We start from the raw sequence: 16,542 nt of genomic DNA, 5'->3' as shown, positions 1-16,542 counted from the left end.
GGATTGAACGTGCGGCGACGCTTCGGGTTCAGCGGACGCGAAAAAGCCCCGCCGCATCGCTGCGACGGGGCCGTTCCGTTGACGCCGAGTCTTACTGGAACAGACCCACGATGACGGCGGTGATCAGGCCGGTGGCGACGGCGGTCAGGACCACGTCATTGTCGACCCGGCTGTACTGATAGCCATAGGGCGGAGCCTGCAGGCCGTAGCGGCGGTGATCGACCGCATAGCGGCTGTGGCGATAGGACGGCGGCAGGGTGTAGCCGGCCTGCCAATGGCGCTGCTGATAGCCGTAGGGCCGTTGGTAGGCGCCGGCGCTGTAGCGACGCTGGGCCATCATGCGGGCGTGGGCGCGGTGCTGCTGTTGCAGACGACGTTGCTGCTGCTGCTGCATCTGGCGCTGACGCTGCAGCATGGCGCGCTGTTGTTCGGCGTAGCGGCGGTCATGGCGGGCGTCCGGGCGACGGTCGTCACGGCGATCATAGCGATCGTTGCGATCGTGACGACGTTCATAGCGGTCGTTACGGTCGCCGCGGTCGTGGCGCTGTTCATAGCGATCGCCGCGGTCAGGACGCGACTGGGCTTCGGCGGCGGAGGCCACGCCCAGCGAACTGGCGGCGATGACGGCGGCGACGGCGGCGGTGAGAGCCTTGTTCTTCATGGGGTTCTCCTGTTCGACGGGTGTGTCGATTGCCCCCACTCTAGCGACCCGCCGCTGAGCCTGTTCTGAACGGCGCTGGTCAGGCGGGGTTCATCCCGCCCACGCCATTCCGGCGCCGTCTTGACGGTGCTTGCATAACGCCGTCTGATCCTGCGGGAGGGGGAGAGGTCATCACACAGTTCGCCACACCCGCGTCTCACGTCGGCCTTCTTCAGGAAGGCTATGCCGCCCTGAGGGCGGGCGATCATGCCCGGGCCCGGACTGTGCTGGAGCGCGCGGTTCAGGCCGCGCCCAACGACATGAACGGCCTCTACGGCCTGGCCCTGGCCTGTCTGGCCCTGGGCGATCAGCCGGCCAAGCTGGCGGCCCTGGACCGGTTGCTGGACGTCGATCCCCGCAACATGCGGGCCCTGATCATGAAGGGCGACCACTACGCCGATGTGGGCGACGATCGCGCGGCGTCGGCCTTCTATGGCGAGGCTCTGGCCGTGGCGCCGCCCGACCTGCCGCCGGATCTGATGCGCGAGGCCCAGCGCGCCCACGCCCGGCAACAGACATACGCCGCCGCCTTCGAAGCCCGCCTGCGCGAGGCGCTGGCGCGGAGCGGCATGGAGGGGGCGTCGGGACGGTTCGCCCGCTCCATCGACATCCTGACCGGTCGTCGCCAGCCCTATGTTCAGGAGCCGCGCACCTTCCTCTTCGCCGAACTGCCGCAAGTCCAGTTCTACGAGCGCGACCAGTTCCCCTGGATGGACCGGCTGGAGGCCGCCACCGACGCCATCCGCGAGGAGCTTGCGGCCGTCATGGCCGACCCCGCCAGCTTCGCCCCCTATGTGGAGGGCGAGAAGGACCGCCCCGGCGGCGATTACCACGGCATGCTGGGCAATGCGGACTGGAGCTCGTTCTATCTCTGGAAGGACGGCGCGCCGGTGGAGGCGAACGCGGCGCGTTGCCCGCGCACCCTGGAGGCGCTGGAGGACGCGCCCCTGAGCCGCACGCCGGGACGCACCCCGTCGATCCTTTTCTCGATGCTGAAGCCGGGCGCGCGGATCCCGCCCCACACGGGCATGGTGAACACGCGGCTGATCTGCCACCTGCCGCTGATCGTCCCGCCCGGCTGCGGCCTGCGCGTGGGCAACGACACCCGCGAGTGGGTCGAGGGCAAGGCCTGGGCGTTCGACGACACCATCGAGCACGAAGCCTGGAACACCAGCGACCAGACCCGCGTCATCCTGCTGTTCGACATCTGGCGGCCGGAGCTGACCGAGGACGAGCGGCGGCTGGTCAACGCCATGTTCGCCGCCATCGACGACGAGGGCGGCGGCCGGTCCTGGGGGACCTGACTCAGGCGCCGATGAAGGGCAGGCCGTCGCCTGTGGGCGGCTCGCCGTCGCCGGCGCCCAGAGCGCGCTGCATGAAGATCACGTCGCGCCAGCCGTCCAGCTTCCAGCCCGCAGCGCGAAAGGCGCCCGCGTGGGTGAAGCCGCAGCGTTCGTGCAGGCGGATGGAGCCGGTGTTCTCTGCGTCACCGATGACGGCCACCATCTGGCGCAGGTCCATGGCCTCGCACCGCGTGATCAGGGCGTTCAGCAGGGCGGCGCCGACGCCGCGCCCCTGGTGGTCCGGCTCCACATAGACCGAATCCTCCACCAGCCAGCCATAACCCGCCCGCATGCGGAAGGGCCCGGCGTAGGCGTAGCCGGCGAAGACGCCGTCAATTCCGGCCGTCAGCCACGGCAGGCCCAGATCCCGGATGCGCGCGAACCGGCCGGTCATTTCGGCATGGTCCGGGGGGTCGTATTCGAAGCTGCCGGTTCCGGTGCGGACGCTGTGGCCGTATAGGGCCGTCACGGCGGGCAGGTCGCCCGCCGCCGCGTCGCGGATGATCAGGCCCGTTCCCATCCCCGCTCCACCGACCACAGGGCGAAGGCGTAGTCGAAGGCGATCTCCTTGAGGAAATCGAACCGGCCCGAGGCGCCGCCGTGCCCGGCCTCCATGTTGATCTTCAGCAGGATGGGATCGCCCGAGGTGGTGAACTCGCGCAGCTTGGCCGCCCACTTGGCCGGCTCCCAGTAGGTCACGCGCGGGTCCGACAGGCCGCCGGTGGCCAGCACGGCGGGGTAAGGGGCCGCCGTCACATTGTCATAGGGGCTGTAGCTGGCGATGTAGTCATAGGCCGCCTCGTCCTCCAGCGGATTGCCCCACTCGGGCCACTCCGGAGGGGTCAGGGGCAAGGTGACGTCGCTCATGGTGTTCAGCACGTCCACGAACGGCACCGCGGCGATGATGCCTGTGTAGAGCTCGGGCCGCAGATTGATGATCGCGCCCATCAGCAGGCCCCCGGCCGAGCCGCCGTAGGCCACCACCTTCGCCGGATCGCCATAGCCGTTGGCCAGCAGGTGGTCGGTCACCGCGTTGAAGTCGGTGAAGGTGTTGATCTTCTTGTCCGTGCGGCCGTCCAGGAACCAGCCCCAGCCCTTTTCCGTACCGCCCCTGATGTGGGCGGTGGCCCAGACCCAGCCGCGATCCACCAGCGACAGGTTGCGGATCGAGAAGCTGGGATCCATCGACATGCCGTACGAGCCGTAGCCGTAGACCATGAGCGGCGCCGAGCCGTCGATGGGCGTGTCACGGCGGGCCAGGATGGTGACGGGCACCTGCTCCCCGTCCGGCGCCGTGGCGAACAGGCGGCGGGCCACATAGTCCTCGGGGTTGTGGCCCGAGGGGATTTCCTGGGTCTTGCGCAGCACCTTCTCGCGCGTGGCCATGTCGTAGTCGAAGGTCTGGGTCGGGGTGGTGGGCGAGGTGTAGACGTAGCGCAGGGTGGTGGTGTCGAACTCGTAGCCGCCCTGGACGCCCAGTACATAGGCTTCCTCCGGCTGGACGATCTCGTGTTCGCTCAGGTCGTCCTTGCGGGTGATGACCAGGCGGGTGTTGGCGTTGACCCGCTCGCGGCGGACCAGGTGGTTCTCGAACGCCGTGGTCTCCATGACATAGGTGCCCGGGCGGTGCGGCTTCCACTCGGTCCAGTTGGCGGCGGAGGGATCGTCCTCGGGCGCCCACATCAGCTTGAAGTCGATGGCGCCGTCCGCATTGGTCAGCACCACGAAGCGGTCGCCCCAGTGCTCCAGATCATAGCGCACGCCCACACGGCGCGGCTCGACCACGCGCGGTTCGGCGGTGGGATCGGCGGCGGGGATCAGGCGGTATTCGCTGGTTTCCTGGTTCTGGCTGGCGATGCCGATGTAGGCGCCGGACCGGGTGGTCCACACGCCGATGAACATGCCGGGGTCGGCTTCCTCATAGACCAGCACATCCTCGCCGCCGCGCGCGGGGCGGCGGTAAATTTTCGTCGGCCGCCCGTTCTCGTCGCGGAAGGTCCAGAACAGCCATCGGGAGTCGGGCGAGAAGGTGAAGTCGCCGGTGGAGCTCTCGACCGATCCCGCCAGAACCTCGCCCGTGGCCAGATCCTTGACCTTGATGACGTAATATTCCGAGCCCTGCGCATCCTCGGCCCAGGCGTAGAGGGCGTGGTCCGGGCTGTGCTCGGCGCCGCCCACGTCATAGTAGTCGTGGGGCTGGGCCAGAGCGTCCACGTCGATCAGGATCTGCTCGCCGTCCTCGCGTCCGCGCGGCCGACGGGCGTGCAGCGGATGCTGGGCCCCGATCTGGTACCGGGTGTAGTATTCCCAGTCGCCGTCGGGGGCGGGGACCGAGCTGTCGTCCTCCTTGATGCGGCCCTTCATCTCCTCGAACAGGGTGTTCTGGAGGTCTTCGGTGGAGGCCAGCATGGCGCGGGAATAGGCGTTCTCGGCGTCCAGATGCTCGCGGATGTCGGCGCGCAGCACCGACGGGTCGCGCATGACCGCCTGCCAGTTGTCGTCCTTCATCCAGAAGTAGTTGTCGGTCCGGGTGCGGCCCAGTTGGGTGATGCTGTGGGGGTCACGGCGGGCGACGGGCGGCTGGGGCATCGAAACTCCGGATTGCTGGCGGGCCAGGACAGGGCCGCCCGAGGCGGCGAGGGTCGCCGAGGCGGCGACGGACACGATCATTTGACGGCGGTTCATCCGCGATTCCCCGAACTGGACAGCCCTATTGGCGCCGCGACCTTGTGCCTGACTTCGTCGGGCCGTCAAATGGCGATGCGCATCATTGAGGAGAGTTCATGTTCGCCGAAGCCGTGACCTGGGATCTGACCGTGTCGCTGATCAATGCGACGGTCCAGCTGGACCAGCCCCAGGGCGACGGCACGCGCACCGTGGGCACCGGGTTCCTGATCGACGCGCCGCGCGCCGACGGCACGCCGCGGGTGGTTCTGGTCACCGCCCGCCACGTCTTCAACCGCATGCCGGGGAATGACGCCCGCATCGGCTGGCGCGTGCCGCTCAGTGACGGCAGCTGGCGTTTCACCCCCGCGCCCCTGACCATCCGGGACGGGGAGGGGGAGCCCTTGTGGATCAGCCATCCGGACCACGACGTGGCGGTGATGAGCATCGAGGCGCCCGAAGCCTTCGCCCGCGCCGCCATTCCCCTCGGCTGGATGGCGGACGGCTACACCTTCGCCCGGTTCGACGTGGCCCCGGGCGACGAGATGATGTCGCTGGGCTTTCCGCGCGGCCTGTCGGCCAACCGGGCGGGGTTCCCGATCCTGAGGGTGGGACGGATCGCGTCCTATCCGCTGTCGCCGGTCGTGGCCTTTCCGACCTTCCTGGTGGATTTCACAGTGTTTCCCGGCAACTCGGGCGGACCCGTCTTCATGACCGGCGCATCCCGGCGCAGGCCCGGCGTGCCCGAACCGGAGCACCCCTTCATCGCCGGCGTGCTGACCCAGCAGGTTGAGATGGACAGCGAGCGTCTGGGAATCGGGGTGGTGGTTCACGCCAGCTACATCCGCGAGACCATCGAGCTGCTGAACCAGGCGGAGCGCGAGGCGGCGGAGGCCGAGGCCGAGGCCGCGGCCATCGCGGCGGAGTAGGGCTGAATCAAAAACGCCGGGCCCTTTCGGACCCGGCGTTCCTGAACCGTCGCCGAGGCGTCGATCAGCAGCTGTAGTACATGTCGAACTCGACGGGGTGCGGGTGCAGTTGCAGCCGCTCCACCTCTTCCATCTTCAGCTCGATGTAGCTGTCGATGAAGTCGTCATCCATGACGCCGCCCTTCTTGAGGAAGTCGCGGTCCTTGTCGAGGTTCTCGAGCGCCTCGCGCAGCGAGCCGCAGACCTCGGGGATGGAGCCGCGCTCCTGCGGGGGCAGGTCGTACAGGTTCTTGTCGGCGGCCGCGCCCGGATCGATGCGGTTCTCGATGCCGTCGAGGCCCGCCATCAGCAGGGCGACGAAGGTCAGGTAGGGGTTGCCCATGGGATCGGGGAAGCGGGCTTCGATGCGCTTGGCCTTGGGCGAGGACACCCACGGAATGCGGATCGAGGCGGAGCGGTTGCGGCTGGAGTAGGCCAGCTTCACCGGCGCTTCATAGCCGGGCACCAGACGCTTGTAGCTGTTGGTGGTGGAGTTCGAGAACGCGTTGATGGCCTTGGCGTGCTTGATGATGCCGCCGATGTACCAGAGGCACTGTTCCGACAGGCCGGCGTACTTGTCGCCGGCGAACATGGGCTTGCCGTCCTTCCAGATGGACTGGTGCACGTGCATGCCCGAGCCGTTGTCGCCGAACATGGGCTTGGCCATGAAGGTGGCCGACTTGCCGTAGGCCGCCGCCACATTGTGGATGACGTACTTATACAGCTGCAGACGGTCGGCCATGGTCACCAGCTCGGCGAACTTCAGGCCCAGCTCGTGCTGCGCCGGGGCGACCTCGTGGTGGTGCTTCTCGGGCTCCAGGCCCAGATCCTTCATGACCGCCAGCATCTCGCCGCGCAGGTCCTGGCCGGAGTCCACCGGGTTGACCGGGAAGTAGCCGCCCTTGGCGCGCGGGCGGTGGCCCATGTTGCCTTCGGTGTATTCGGCGCCCGTATTGGCCGGAAGCTCGGTGGAGTCGAAGGCGTAGCCGGTCTCATGCGCCGAGGTGGACCAGCGCACGTCGTCGAAGATGAAGAACTCGGCCTCGGGGCCGAAATAGACCTTGTCGCCCACGCCGGAGGACTGGACGTAGGCCAGCGCCTTCTTGGCCATGGAGCGGCTGTCGCGGGAATAGGGTTCGCCCGTGTCCGGGTTCATCACGTCGCAGAACAGGAACATGGTGGTCTGCTGGTAGAACGGGTCGATATAGGCCGTGTCCAGGTCCGGCTTGAGCAGCATGTCGGACTCGTTGATGGCCTTCCATCCGGCGATGGACGAGCCGTCGAACATGGTGCCTTCGTTCAGGAATTCCTCGTCCACCAGGTCGATGTCGAAGGTGACATGCTGAAGCTTGCCTCGGGTGTCGGTGAATCGGACGTCGACGTATTTCACGTCCTTGTCCTTGATCTCCTGGAGGATCTTGCTGGCGCTGCTCATTCTCGTAAGTCCGGGTTTGGGGAGGTTGAAAAGGAAACGGCCGCTCCGGCGAAGGAACGGCCGACGGCGGAAGGTCAGATAGCCTGGGCTCCGGTCTCTCCGGTGCGGATGCGGATGACGTCGGACACATCGGTGATGAAGATCTTGCCGTCGCCGATCTTGCCGGTGCGGGCGGCGGTCTGGATCGCCTCGACCACGGCCGGAGCCATGTCGTCGGGGACCACCACCTCCAGCTTGATCTTGGGCAGGAAGTCGATGACGTACTCGGCGCCCCGGTAGAGTTCGGAGTGCCCCTTCTGGCGGCCGTATCCCTTGGCCTCCAGAACGGTCATGCCCTGAACGCCGATGTCCTGAAGGGCTTCCTTCACTTCATCCAGCTTGAAGGGCTTTATGACGGCTTCGATCTTCTTCATCTTGTCCCCGCAGGGTGGCGTTTCGCCACTCGGCACACGGGTTGATAAGGGACATTGCATTGCACAATAACGCAAGCCTCTTTCGCAGATTTGTCACAGCGTGATGGCGCCATGACCCAGACTAACCATCCGGACCTCTGGCGATCGACGCTACCCCGGCCGGGGGCCGACAGCCACAAGCACAGCCGCGGCCGACTGGGCGTCGTGTCCGGTCCGGCCCTGCGCACCGGGGCCGCGCGGCTGGCGGCGCGGGCAGGGCTTAGAATTGGGGCGGGGCTTGTGAAAGTGTTCTGCCCGCCCGACGCCGCCATGGTCCTCGCGCCGGCGCTGGAGGCCGTCATGCTGGACGTCTTTCACGATGCCGACGAGCTTCAGCGCCTGGCCGCGCCCATGGACGCCATGATCATCGGCCCCGCCGCGGGCCTGACCGACGCCACGGCCGCCAATATCGCCGCGCTTCAGCGCAACGGCGCCGCCCTGGTCATCGACGCCGACGGCCTCAGCCTGTTCGAGGGCCGGGCAGGGGACCTGTTCGCGGGCCTGGACCGCGACGACGTGCTGACCCCGCACGCCGGCGAGTTCGAGCGCCTGTTCCCGGGCCTGCTGGACCAGCACGGCAGGGAAGGGGCCGCCCGCAGCGCCGCCGCGACAGCCGGCGCTGTTGTCGTATTGAAGGGGGCCGACACGGTGATCGCAGCCCCGGACGGACGGCTCTCGGTGAATCGCAACGGCTCGCCCTGGCTGGCCACGGCCGGCACGGGCGACGTTCTGGCGGGCATGATCGGCGGGCTGCTGGCCCAGAAGATGGACAGCTTCGACGCCGCCTGCGCCGCCGTGTGGATGCACGCCGAGGCGGGCCGGGCGGTCGGACCGGGTCTGATTTCAGAGGATCTGCCGGACCGGATCGGGCCGGTTCTGGGCGCGCTGCTGACCTAGAGCTTCATCTCCACGCGCTGGAAAGAGCGAGAGCCGCGACGACGACGCATCACTTCGTGCAGGGAGTCCGCCAGCTTCAGGACCTGATCTTCGGTCATGCGTCCGGCCGCATCCAGCAGCTTCAACCGCAGGGATTCAACCTCTGCGTCGGTGAAGTCTGCCGGTCGATAATGAAACGATTGACCCATCAGATTTTCTCGCGCGACTCCCTGTAGCGCGTGAACGGAGGTCCGGTTCCCCTTGCCATTGCGTCCCGGAACGTCATAGAGGCCACGCCTGCCTCATGCGGATGTGGCGGAACTGGTAGACGCACTGGATTTAGGTTCCAGCGCCGCAAGGCGTGGAGGTTCGAGTCCTCTCATCCGCACCATGGTTTCTGCCGGGGACCGACATGACTGACAGCGGCGACTACGTCTATGACGAGGCCACGGGCGAATGGCTCAGCCCGGAGGACGCGGCCGCGCGTACGGACGCGAACCAGGTCGTCGTCCGCGACGCCGTGGGCAATGCGCTGGCCGACGGGGACAGCGTCACCCTGATCAAGGACCTGGCGGTCAAGGGCGCGGGCCAGACGCTGAAGCGCGGCACGGTCATCAAGTCCATCCGCCTGACCGGCGACGATCAGGAGATCGATTGCCGCCACCCGACCATCAAGGGCCTGGTCCTGCGCGCCGAGTTCGTCAGGAAGGTCTAGACGGAGGGGGCCGGTCCGGCCCTGAATGTCATATCCGTTTATCGCCTAAGATATATTATGCGAAATAGTAGAATGGCTGTTCGCCATTGCCTTCAATTGACAGCGCATGGATCGGCATCAAGGATCACCCCTTCAGTCGGCGCGTTGAGACCGTCTGAGAAGGAAGCGATCATGATCATTCGGTCTGTCCTGGCGGTGCTGTTGCTTGCAGCCTGCACATCCGCCGATCCAGCGCCGCTGCAAACGTCGGCCCTGCCCACGGACGGCCCGCCGCCGGGTGAGCTCGGCTCAGTGGAGCGCGGCGCCGTCTTCGCCCGCGAGCAATGTTCGTCATGCCATACGGTGGGCGCTGACGGTGCGAGCCCGCTGGCGGCGGCGCCGCCCCTTCGCGAGATCAGCCGCCGGTATCCGGTCGAGCAGCTGGAGGAAGCGTTCGCCGAGGGGTTCGTGACCGCGCACTCGACCATGCCGGAGTTCGTCCTGGACGCCGGCCAGAACCGCGATCTGATCGTCTATCTGGCCTCCATCCAGGAAGAGTGACGGCGTCAGGCGGTGAAGGTCAGGGACAGGCCGTCAAAGGCCACATCCACATTGGCGGGCGCGACCGCCTTCAAGGCCGCATAGTCCAGATCCAGATGCAGATTGGTCAGCACTGCGGCCTTCACGCCGGACCGCGCGATCCAGCCCAGGGTCTTGTCCACGTGCGTATGGGTCGGATGCGGCGTCCAGCGCAGGGCGTCGACGATCCAGGTGTCGGCGCGGGCGACCTCGGCCAGCGCCGCGTCGTCCAGATCGGACACATCGGGCGAATAGGCCACGGGACCGATGCGATAGCCGACGCTGTGGATCGGGCCATGCAACTGGTCGAAGGTCATGATCTCCACCGCCCCCCCGGGACCGTCGATGGTGAACGGCGTCCCCAGCGACGGCAGGTCGTGCAGATCGCAGATGGCGGGATAGCCCTCCATCGGCTCGAAGATGTAGCGGAACCGGCCCTCCAGGGTTTCGCGCGTCGGGGCGTCCATCCAGCACGGGATGCGACGCCGGTTGCGCATGGCGAAGACCCGCAGGTCGTCGATGCCGTGGGCCTGGTCGGCGTGGTCGTGGGTGTAGAGCACCGCGTCCAGATGGCGGACCCCGGCGTCCAGCATCTGCTCGCGCAGGTCCGGAGAGGTGTCGACCAGGATGCTGGTGGGCGTCTCCCCTGCCCCATAGCGCTGGACCAGCAGCGAACAGCGGCGGCGCCGGTTGCGGGGATTGCCGGGATCACAGTCGCCCCAGTCGCCGTCGCCGCGCGGGACCCCGCCGGAGGATCCGCACCCCAGGATGGTGAAGACCCAGCGGCCGCTCACGGGCGGGGAATCCGGTCGAACAGGGCGAAGAAGGCGTCGGTGGTGCGCCGCTCGGCCTCGTCACGGCTCCAGCCCCGGATCTCGGCCAGCTTGTCCAGCACATGGCCGATGTAGGCCGGCTCGTTGCGGCGGCCCCGGTGGGGCATGGGGGCCAGATAGGGGCAGTCGGTCTCCACGATGATGCGATCCCCGGGCATGGCGCGGATGACCGCCCGAACATCCTCGGCCGCCTTGAAGGTGGCGATGCCGGAGACCGAGAACCATCCGCCCAATTCTGCCGCGAGTTCAGCCAGTTCCGGACCGCTGGTGTAGCAGTGCATCAGGAATTTGAACGGGCCTTTGGCGTGCTCCTCGCGCAGGATCTCGGCCATCACGTCGTCCGCCTCGCGGGTGTGGACCACCAGCGGCAGGCCGGTTTCGCGGGCGGCGGCCACATGGGCCCGGAAGACCTGGGCCTGCACGTCGCGGGGGCTGAGATCATAGTGGAAATCCAGCCCGCATTCACCAATGCCCACCACCTTTGGGCGGCTCGCAAGATGAATCAAATCATCCGCTATAAGAGACGGATTTTCCTTGGCTTCGTGCGGATGCGTGCCGACCGTGCACCAGATGTCATTATGGGCCATGGCCAAGGCGTGGGTCGCCTCGAAGGTGGAGACCTTGTCGGAAATCTCGACCATCAACGTCACGCCCGCCTCGCGCGCCCGGGCGATGACCGCGTCGCGATCCTCGTCGAACTGGGGCGCGTGCAGGTTCACATGGCTGTCGATCAGCATTCAGGCGGCTCCGATGCGCTGGGCGCGGCCGATCTCGGCCATGGCGGCGGCCAGCACGTCGGCCCGGTCCAGATTGATGCCCGACACCTGATCCGGCATGACGCTGAGGCGGCTCCAGGTCTCGGACCATGCGGCGGCTTCGCGTCCGCTGGAGGTGGCCGCACGGTCCTTGACCGCCGCCATCAGGCGGTCGAACAGACGGTCGAAATTCTCCGCGCCGTCGGCGCCCCGGAACTTGGCCGCCTGCGCGATCTCCTCGGCGATGTCCGCCCGGCCGTCATTGACCCAGCTGCGCGCCAGACGGTCCAGCTCCAGCATCTGGTCGCCCGCCAGCGTCAGGGCCGCGGCGGGCGATCCGGCGGCCATGGCGGCGATGCGGTCCGCCTCCTCGTCGGCCAGACCGGCCTGTCGGCTGACCAGGGCGCTCAGGGCCTCCACGCTCCAGTTGGGGAAGCTCAGCCGGCGACAGCGCGAGCGGATGGTGGGCAGCAGCCGGCCCGGCGCATGGGTGACCAGAAACAGCACGCCCCGCTCAGGCGGTTCCTCAAGAACCTTCAGCAAGGCATTGGCGGCGTTCATGTTCAGATCGTCCGCCGCGTCGATGATCGCCACCCGGTAGCGGGCCCGCGACGGGCTCATGGAGAAGAATTCCGGCAGCTCCCGGGCCTGATCGACCGAGATGTTGCGCTTCAGCTTGGCGCCCTCCCCGGCCCGCTCGAGGATCATCAGATCGGGGTGGGACTGGGCCGAGACCAGCTGGCTGACCGGATCCATGGGCCGCGCGCCCAGCTCGCCCCGCGACGGGTCCGGTTCGGCGCCCAGCAGGCGGCGGGCGGCGCGGTAGGCGAACGTCGCCTTGCCCACGCCCTCGACCCCGGTCAGCATCCAGGCGTGGTGCAGCCGACCGCGCGACAGGGCGTCGGTGAAGGCCCGCTCGGCGTCCTGATGGGGCGCCAGATCAAAGCGGTCACGGGGATGGTCGCTCACGCCAGCCGCTCCCGCACCACGGTCCAGATGCGGTCGAACACGGCGTCCGGCGTGGCGTCGGCGTCGATCATGACGCAGCGTTCGGGGTGGGCCCGGGCGATGGCGGCGAAGCCTTCGCGCAGGCGTTCGTGGAAGGCCGCGCCCTTGCCCTCGAACCGCGCCTCGGCGGCGCCGCGATCGGCCGCGCGGGCCAGACCCGCCGACGCCGGCAGGTCGAAGATCAGGGTCAGGTCCGGCTGGTCCTCGCCCACCACGCCCCGATCCAGAGCCTCGATGAAAGCCGGATCCAGACCACCCGCGGCACCCTGATAGGCGCGGCTGGAATCGGCGAACCGGTCGCTGATGACCCAGGCGCCGCGCGCCAGCGCCGGGCGGATCAGGCGGTCCAGATGGTCGGAGCGGGCGGCGTACATCAGCAGGGCCTCGGCCGTGGGGGTCCAGCGATCGGCGGCGCCGTTGACCAGCACCTCGCGCAGGACCTCGGCGCCCGGCGAGCCGCCCGGCTCGCGGGTCAGCACCACCTCATGGCCGACAGCGCGCAAGGCTTCGGCCAGGCGGCGGGCCTGGGTCGATTTGCCGGCGCCTTCGCCGCCTTCAAGAGTGATGAACCGTCCGCGAGTCACGCCCGCACAATGGCGGGCCTGACGCCTGAGGCAAGCCCGAAGCTGCCTCTATCCCCCGACGATGGCCGCGTCGGCGAATCCGTGGGCGATGACGCCGCGCCGGGCCTGTTCGGCCTGGTTGGGATCGCCCCACGGCCCGACCATGACCCGCCACAGCCGCCGCCCGTTCACATGGACCGAATCCATCCGCGCCCGGTCGCCCAGACGCCGGGTGGCGGCGCGGGCGTTGTTGCGGTCCGCGAAGGAGCCGGCCTGGATCCAGTAGATGCTGGTGGTGGTCGTCGCGGCGGGCGGCGCAACGGCTGCGGGCGCCGGCGCCGAGGCGGTCTGCACCCCGCCCGCCACCCAGCCGCCCTGACGCGGCGCGGGCCCCAGATAGCGCACCCGCACCTGCCCCAGACCGGCGTTCAGCAGGCCCAGCTCCTGGGCCGCGCCGCGCGACAGGTCGATGATGCGGTCGTCCACGAACGGCCCCCGGTCGTTCAGGCGCAGGATGGCGCTGCGCCCGTTGGCCAGGTTGGTCACCTCCACCAGCCCGGGCAGCGGCAGGGTCTTGTGGGCGGCGGTCAGGGCGTTCTCGTCGAACCGTTCGCCGGTGGCGGTGGGGCGGCCGTGAAAGCCCGGCCCGTACCAGGACGCCTGGCCCACTTCCTCATAGTTCGGCTGGTGCGCCGGGTGATACCAGCGGCCCCGGATCTGATACGGGCGCATGGTGCCGCTGACGATGGGCGCGGGATCGCTGACCACGGGCGGCGTCGGCACGCCCCCGCGCGGCAGGTCCCGCCCGCCCGAGGCGCACGCCGCCAGAACCAGCATGGACGCCGCCGCTGCGCCGATGCGCACAGATGGGATGAGCCGTTCCAGCACGCCTGCCTCGTTCAGTGAATTGGGCCTGCATCATCGCCGCGAAATTTTCCGCTTTGGTTAACGCCCCCCTTCCCTGCTATGCACCCCGCGCCGGACAGGTGGCCGAGTGGTTTAAGGCAGCGGTCTTGAAAACCGCCGTAGGTGTGAGCCTACCGTGGGTTCGAATCCCACCCTGTCCGCCATCAGGCTGAAGACAAGAGGACGTCATGGCCGTGAAGTGGTTCTACACCCCGGCCGGGGAGCCGGCGTTCTACCAGTCGGACGAATACATCTGGGACACCCAGGGCAAGACCTGCCTGTACTGGGAGGCCAACGGCTGGTGGTTCCGCATGGACGACAGCGCGCCCGCCTACTTCCTGAAGGGGCCGTGGGTGTTCAACCTGCTGGGCGAGCAGGCCTTCTACACCGGCCAGGACTAAGCTCAGGCCGACAGCGCCCGCTCCACCGCCTGACGGACCTCGTCGGCGGTCGGCGTCGTCGCCGAGGGGAAGGCCGCGATCAGACGACCCTGACGGTCGATCAGCAGCTTGTGGAAGTTCCAGCCGGGCACGGCCTCGTCGCCCATCTCGGCCCGCGCCCACTGATAGAACGGGTGGGCGTCGTCGCCGGTGACCCGGGTGCGGCCCGCCATGGGGAAGGTGACGCCGAAGTTCAGGGTGCAGAACTCACGGATGTCCTCGGCGGTCTCGAGCTCCTGGTTCAGGAAGTCGCCCGACGGCACCCCGACCACGGCGAAGCCCTGCTCGCCATATTCCTCGTAAAGGGTCTGCAGCCCCTCGTACTGGGGCGTGAAGCCGCATTTGGAGGCGGTGTTGACCACCAGCACCACATCCCCCTGGAACGCCGTCATGGGCAGGCTGGGCGTGGACAGGCCGTCGAAGGCGAACCGGTACGCGGTGCCCTCGGGGGCCTGCTCCACCGGCGGCGCGGCGGCGAACAGGGCCTGATGCTCGGCGACGGCGGCGTTGACCGCCTCGGCCGCGGCCAGTTCCTGCTGAGCCTCGGCCGTTTCAGCTTCCGGCGCCGGCTCGGCCCGGCCACAGGCGGCCAGAACAGCGACCAGGGCGATGCCCGTCAGGGAGATGCGCGACATGATGAACCCTCCGTCTTCCTCACAACGATAGGCCCAAATACGCGCCGCGCCCAGAGCTGGACGCCGGACAGGCTCATCCGCCGTAAAGCGTCCGCGCCCGCGCCTCGAAACAGCGGATCAGGGCGTTCACCGCCCGGTCGAAATTGGCGCTCAGCATCATGTCCAGCATGCGCGACTTGAAGGCGAAGTCGATCATGAACTCCAGCCGCGCGCCGTCGGGGTGAGGATGGAACTCCCACCGGTTCTTCAGGTGTTTGAACGGTCCGCGGATCAGGCCCACCTCCACCACATTGAGGTTGGCGTCGCGCCGGACCCAGGTGGAGAACTTCTCCCTCAGCACCGTGAATCCCACCCCCGCCTCAGCGTCCAGCAGGGTCACGCCGGGCCCCTCCTCCCGCTCGTTCCACACGCGCATGGCGGTGACCCAGGGCACGAAGTCGGGATAGGCGCGCACGTCGGCGACCAGATCCAGCAACTGGGCGGGCGTGTAGGGCAGGATGCGGGTGACGCGGTGAACGGCCAAGCGGAACGGCGCCTCAGCGGCCCAGCTGGGCCATGCGCGCGGCCCTGAGCCGGGCGAAATCGTCGCCGGCATGGTGCGAACTGCGGGTCAGGGGCGAGGACGACACCATCAGGAAACCCTTGGCCCGGGCGATGGCTTCATAGGCCTTGAACTCTTCGGGCGTGACGAACCGGTCGATGGGCGCGTGCTTGCGGGTCGGCTGCAGGTACTGGCCGATGGTGATGAAATCCACGCCGGCCGAGCGCATGTCGTCCATCACCTGCATGACCTCTTCGCGGGTCTCGCCCAGGCCGACCATGATGCCCGACTTGGTGAACTGGTTCGGGTCGCGCTCCTTGACCATCTGCAGCAGGCGCAGGCTGTGGAAGTAGCGGGCCCCGGGCCGGATCTTCAGATACAGCCGCGGCACGGTCTCGAGGTTGTGGTTGAAGACGTCGGGCGTGGCGTCGATCATCACCTCGGCCGCCCCGTCCTTGCGCAGGAAGTCGGGCGTCAGGATCTCGATGGTGGTGTTGGGGGCCTGCAGGCGGATCTGGCGCACCACCTCGGCGAAATGGGCGGCGCCGCCGTCGGCGACGTCATCCCGGTCCACCGATGTGATGACCACATGGTTCAGGCCCAGTTGCGCCACCGCCAGCCCGACCTTGCCCGGTTCTTCCGGATCCAGCGGCTGAGGCAGGCCTGTCTTGACGTTACAGAAGGCGCAGGCCCGCGTGCAGGTGTCGCCCATGATCATCAGGGTGGCGTGCTTCTGGCTCCAGCACTCGCCGATGTTCGGACAGGCCGCTTCCTCGCATACGGTGACGAGGCCCTTGTCCTTCACGATGGCCTTGGTGGCGTTGTACTGGCCCGACCCCGGCGCCTTGACCCGCAGCCAGTCGGGCTTGCGCAGGACAGGGCTTTCCGGACGGTTCTGCTTCTCCGGGTGGCGGAGCTCGGACGGCTTCTTGGCCAGGGTGTCGATCAGCGTCACCATCGGTGTGACGGAACTCCTTGCAACGAAGGCGCTATGTCGGGCTTTCGGCCCGCAAAGGCAAGGCCCGCCCCGGTCACGAAGGCTTTCACGTCCCCGGATGTTACAGACCTTTTCAACAGTCTGGCCCGCCTCTAGTTTACGCGACGAAAAGACAGAGGGGCGCCACAGGCCTCCAGGGAGACGTACGCTTGC

General features: G+C 68.0%; 20 protein-coding genes and 2 tRNA genes. 8 read left to right on the top strand and 14 right to left on the bottom strand.

The annotated features are described in order from the left end of the window. Positions 1 to 91: 91 nt before the first annotated feature. Positions 92 to 661, bottom strand: coding sequence for an RcnB family protein (locus IWC96_RS10610; protein WP_196838898.1), 570 nt, complete (start codon positions 659 to 661; stop codon positions 92 to 94). 65 nt (positions 662 to 726) lie between these two features. Here IWC96_RS10610 and IWC96_RS10605 point away from each other — a divergent pair, with 65 nt between their 5' ends. Continuing rightward, entirely contained in the window at positions 727 to 2,004 is a 1,278-nt protein-coding gene (locus IWC96_RS10605; RefSeq protein ID WP_370541137.1) for an aspartyl/asparaginyl beta-hydroxylase domain-containing protein, read from the top strand. 1 nt (position 2,005) lies between these two features. On the opposite strand, the gene IWC96_RS10600 is transcribed toward IWC96_RS10605, so the two are convergent. Continuing rightward, complete coding sequence (locus IWC96_RS10600; RefSeq protein WP_196838896.1) at positions 2,006 to 2,563, bottom strand: GNAT family N-acetyltransferase; 558 nt, start codon at positions 2,561 to 2,563, stop codon at positions 2,006 to 2,008. Beyond that, positions 2,548 to 4,728 (bottom strand): S9 family peptidase, encoded by a 2,181-nt coding sequence (locus IWC96_RS10595; RefSeq protein WP_196838895.1) that lies wholly within the window; start codon positions 4,726 to 4,728, stop codon positions 2,548 to 2,550. Before IWC96_RS10595 ends, IWC96_RS10600 begins: the two co-directional genes overlap by 16 nt. A gap of 98 nt (positions 4,729 to 4,826) precedes the next feature. Between IWC96_RS10595 and IWC96_RS10590 the strand changes: the two genes are divergently transcribed. After that, positions 4,827 to 5,636: a serine protease gene (locus tag IWC96_RS10590; RefSeq protein WP_196838894.1), complete on the top strand. Its 810-nt coding sequence runs from the start codon at positions 4,827 to 4,829 to the stop codon at positions 5,634 to 5,636. 64 nt (positions 5,637 to 5,700) lie between these two features. Here IWC96_RS10590 and glnA read toward each other — a convergent pair whose 3' ends face one another. Together glnA and IWC96_RS10580 are read right to left on the bottom strand one after the other, a co-directional pair. Continuing rightward, on the bottom strand, positions 5,701 to 7,110 hold the full coding sequence (glnA, locus tag IWC96_RS10585) for a type I glutamate--ammonia ligase (RefSeq protein ID WP_196838893.1): 1,410 nt from the start codon (positions 7,108 to 7,110) through the stop codon (positions 5,701 to 5,703). 74 nt (positions 7,111 to 7,184) lie between these two features. Further along, positions 7,185 to 7,523, bottom strand: coding sequence for a P-II family nitrogen regulator (locus IWC96_RS10580; protein WP_196838892.1), 339 nt, complete (start codon positions 7,521 to 7,523; stop codon positions 7,185 to 7,187). A gap of 111 nt (positions 7,524 to 7,634) precedes the next feature. Here IWC96_RS10580 and IWC96_RS10575 point away from each other — a divergent pair, with 111 nt between their 5' ends. After that, positions 7,635 to 8,459 carry an NAD(P)H-hydrate dehydratase gene (locus IWC96_RS10575; protein WP_196838891.1) on the top strand — a complete coding sequence of 275 codons (825 nt, stop codon included), beginning with the start codon at positions 7,635 to 7,637 and terminating at the stop codon, positions 8,457 to 8,459. Here IWC96_RS10575 and IWC96_RS10570 read toward each other — a convergent pair. Next, complete coding sequence (locus IWC96_RS10570) at positions 8,456 to 8,647, bottom strand: hypothetical protein (protein ID WP_196838890.1); 192 nt, start codon at positions 8,645 to 8,647, stop codon at positions 8,456 to 8,458. The genes IWC96_RS10575 and IWC96_RS10570 overlap by 4 nt on opposite strands. Before the next feature lie 97 nt (positions 8,648 to 8,744). Here IWC96_RS10570 and IWC96_RS10565 point away from each other — a divergent pair. From IWC96_RS10565 to IWC96_RS10555, 3 genes are all read left to right on the top strand, one after another. Further along, positions 8,745 to 8,829 (top strand) — tRNA-Leu (locus IWC96_RS10565). A gap of 21 nt (positions 8,830 to 8,850) precedes the next feature. After that, positions 8,851 to 9,153 (top strand): alkylphosphonate utilization protein, encoded by a 303-nt coding sequence (locus tag IWC96_RS10560; protein ID WP_196838889.1) that lies wholly within the window; start codon positions 8,851 to 8,853, stop codon positions 9,151 to 9,153. 171 nt (positions 9,154 to 9,324) lie between these two features. Beyond that, on the top strand, positions 9,325 to 9,693 hold the full coding sequence (locus IWC96_RS10555; protein WP_196838888.1) for a cytochrome c: 369 nt from the start codon (positions 9,325 to 9,327) through the stop codon (positions 9,691 to 9,693). A gap of 5 nt (positions 9,694 to 9,698) precedes the next feature. Here IWC96_RS10555 and IWC96_RS10550 read toward each other — a convergent pair whose 3' ends face one another. The 5 genes from IWC96_RS10550 to IWC96_RS10530 are packed head-to-tail and all read right to left on the bottom strand — an operon-like array spanning position 9,699 to position 13,758. Next, positions 9,699 to 10,505 (bottom strand): MBL fold metallo-hydrolase, encoded by an 807-nt coding sequence (locus tag IWC96_RS10550; protein ID WP_196838887.1) that lies wholly within the window; start codon positions 10,503 to 10,505, stop codon positions 9,699 to 9,701. Further along, positions 10,502 to 11,281: a TatD family hydrolase gene (locus IWC96_RS10545; RefSeq protein ID WP_196838886.1), complete on the bottom strand. Its 780-nt coding sequence runs from the start codon at positions 11,279 to 11,281 to the stop codon at positions 10,502 to 10,504. The genes IWC96_RS10550 and IWC96_RS10545 overlap by 4 nt, the downstream gene beginning before the upstream one ends. Continuing rightward, entirely contained in the window at positions 11,282 to 12,268 is a 987-nt protein-coding gene (locus IWC96_RS10540; RefSeq protein WP_196838885.1) for a DNA polymerase III subunit delta', read from the bottom strand. Further along, complete coding sequence (tmk, locus tag IWC96_RS10535; protein ID WP_196838884.1) at positions 12,265 to 12,891, bottom strand: dTMP kinase; 627 nt, start codon at positions 12,889 to 12,891, stop codon at positions 12,265 to 12,267. Before tmk ends, IWC96_RS10540 begins: the two co-directional genes overlap by 4 nt. Before the next feature lie 48 nt (positions 12,892 to 12,939). Further along, a complete protein-coding gene (locus IWC96_RS10530) occupies positions 12,940 to 13,758 on the bottom strand; it encodes a septal ring lytic transglycosylase RlpA family protein (RefSeq protein WP_370541130.1) in 819 nt (272 codons plus the stop codon). A 92-nt stretch (positions 13,759 to 13,850) separates the two neighbouring features. On the opposite strand from IWC96_RS10530, the gene IWC96_RS10525 reads away from it, so the two are divergent. Both IWC96_RS10525 and IWC96_RS10520 read left to right on the top strand, forming a co-directional pair. Further along, positions 13,851 to 13,940: transfer RNA gene (locus IWC96_RS10525), tRNA-Ser, on the top strand. 24 nt (positions 13,941 to 13,964) lie between these two features. Continuing rightward, entirely contained in the window at positions 13,965 to 14,177 is a 213-nt protein-coding gene (locus IWC96_RS10520; RefSeq protein WP_196838883.1) for a hypothetical protein, read from the top strand. Positions 14,178 to 14,179: 2 nt separating this feature from the next. Here the strand turns inward: IWC96_RS10520 and IWC96_RS10515 are convergent, their stop codons facing one another. The 3 genes from IWC96_RS10515 to lipA form a co-directional block, all read right to left on the bottom strand. After that, the gene (locus IWC96_RS10515) at positions 14,180 to 14,851 is read right to left on the bottom strand and encodes a glutathione peroxidase (RefSeq protein WP_196838882.1); all 672 of its coding nucleotides are present in this window, start codon (positions 14,849 to 14,851) and stop codon (positions 14,180 to 14,182) included. A gap of 73 nt (positions 14,852 to 14,924) precedes the next feature. Then, positions 14,925 to 15,374, bottom strand: coding sequence for a type II toxin-antitoxin system RatA family toxin (locus IWC96_RS10510; RefSeq protein ID WP_196838881.1), 450 nt, complete (start codon positions 15,372 to 15,374; stop codon positions 14,925 to 14,927). 13 nt (positions 15,375 to 15,387) lie between these two features. Continuing rightward, positions 15,388 to 16,350: a lipoyl synthase gene (gene lipA / locus IWC96_RS10505; protein WP_196838880.1), complete on the bottom strand. Its 963-nt coding sequence runs from the start codon at positions 16,348 to 16,350 to the stop codon at positions 15,388 to 15,390. Positions 16,351 to 16,542: the final 192 nt, after the last annotated feature.

The sequence above is a fragment of the Brevundimonas sp. BAL450 genome, assembly GCF_015767455.1.
Taxonomy (GTDB): Bacteria; Pseudomonadota; Alphaproteobacteria; order Caulobacterales; family Caulobacteraceae; genus Brevundimonas; species Brevundimonas abyssalis.
Note: the sequence above shows the minus strand (reverse complement) of the source record. Positions and strands in the feature narration are given on the sequence as shown.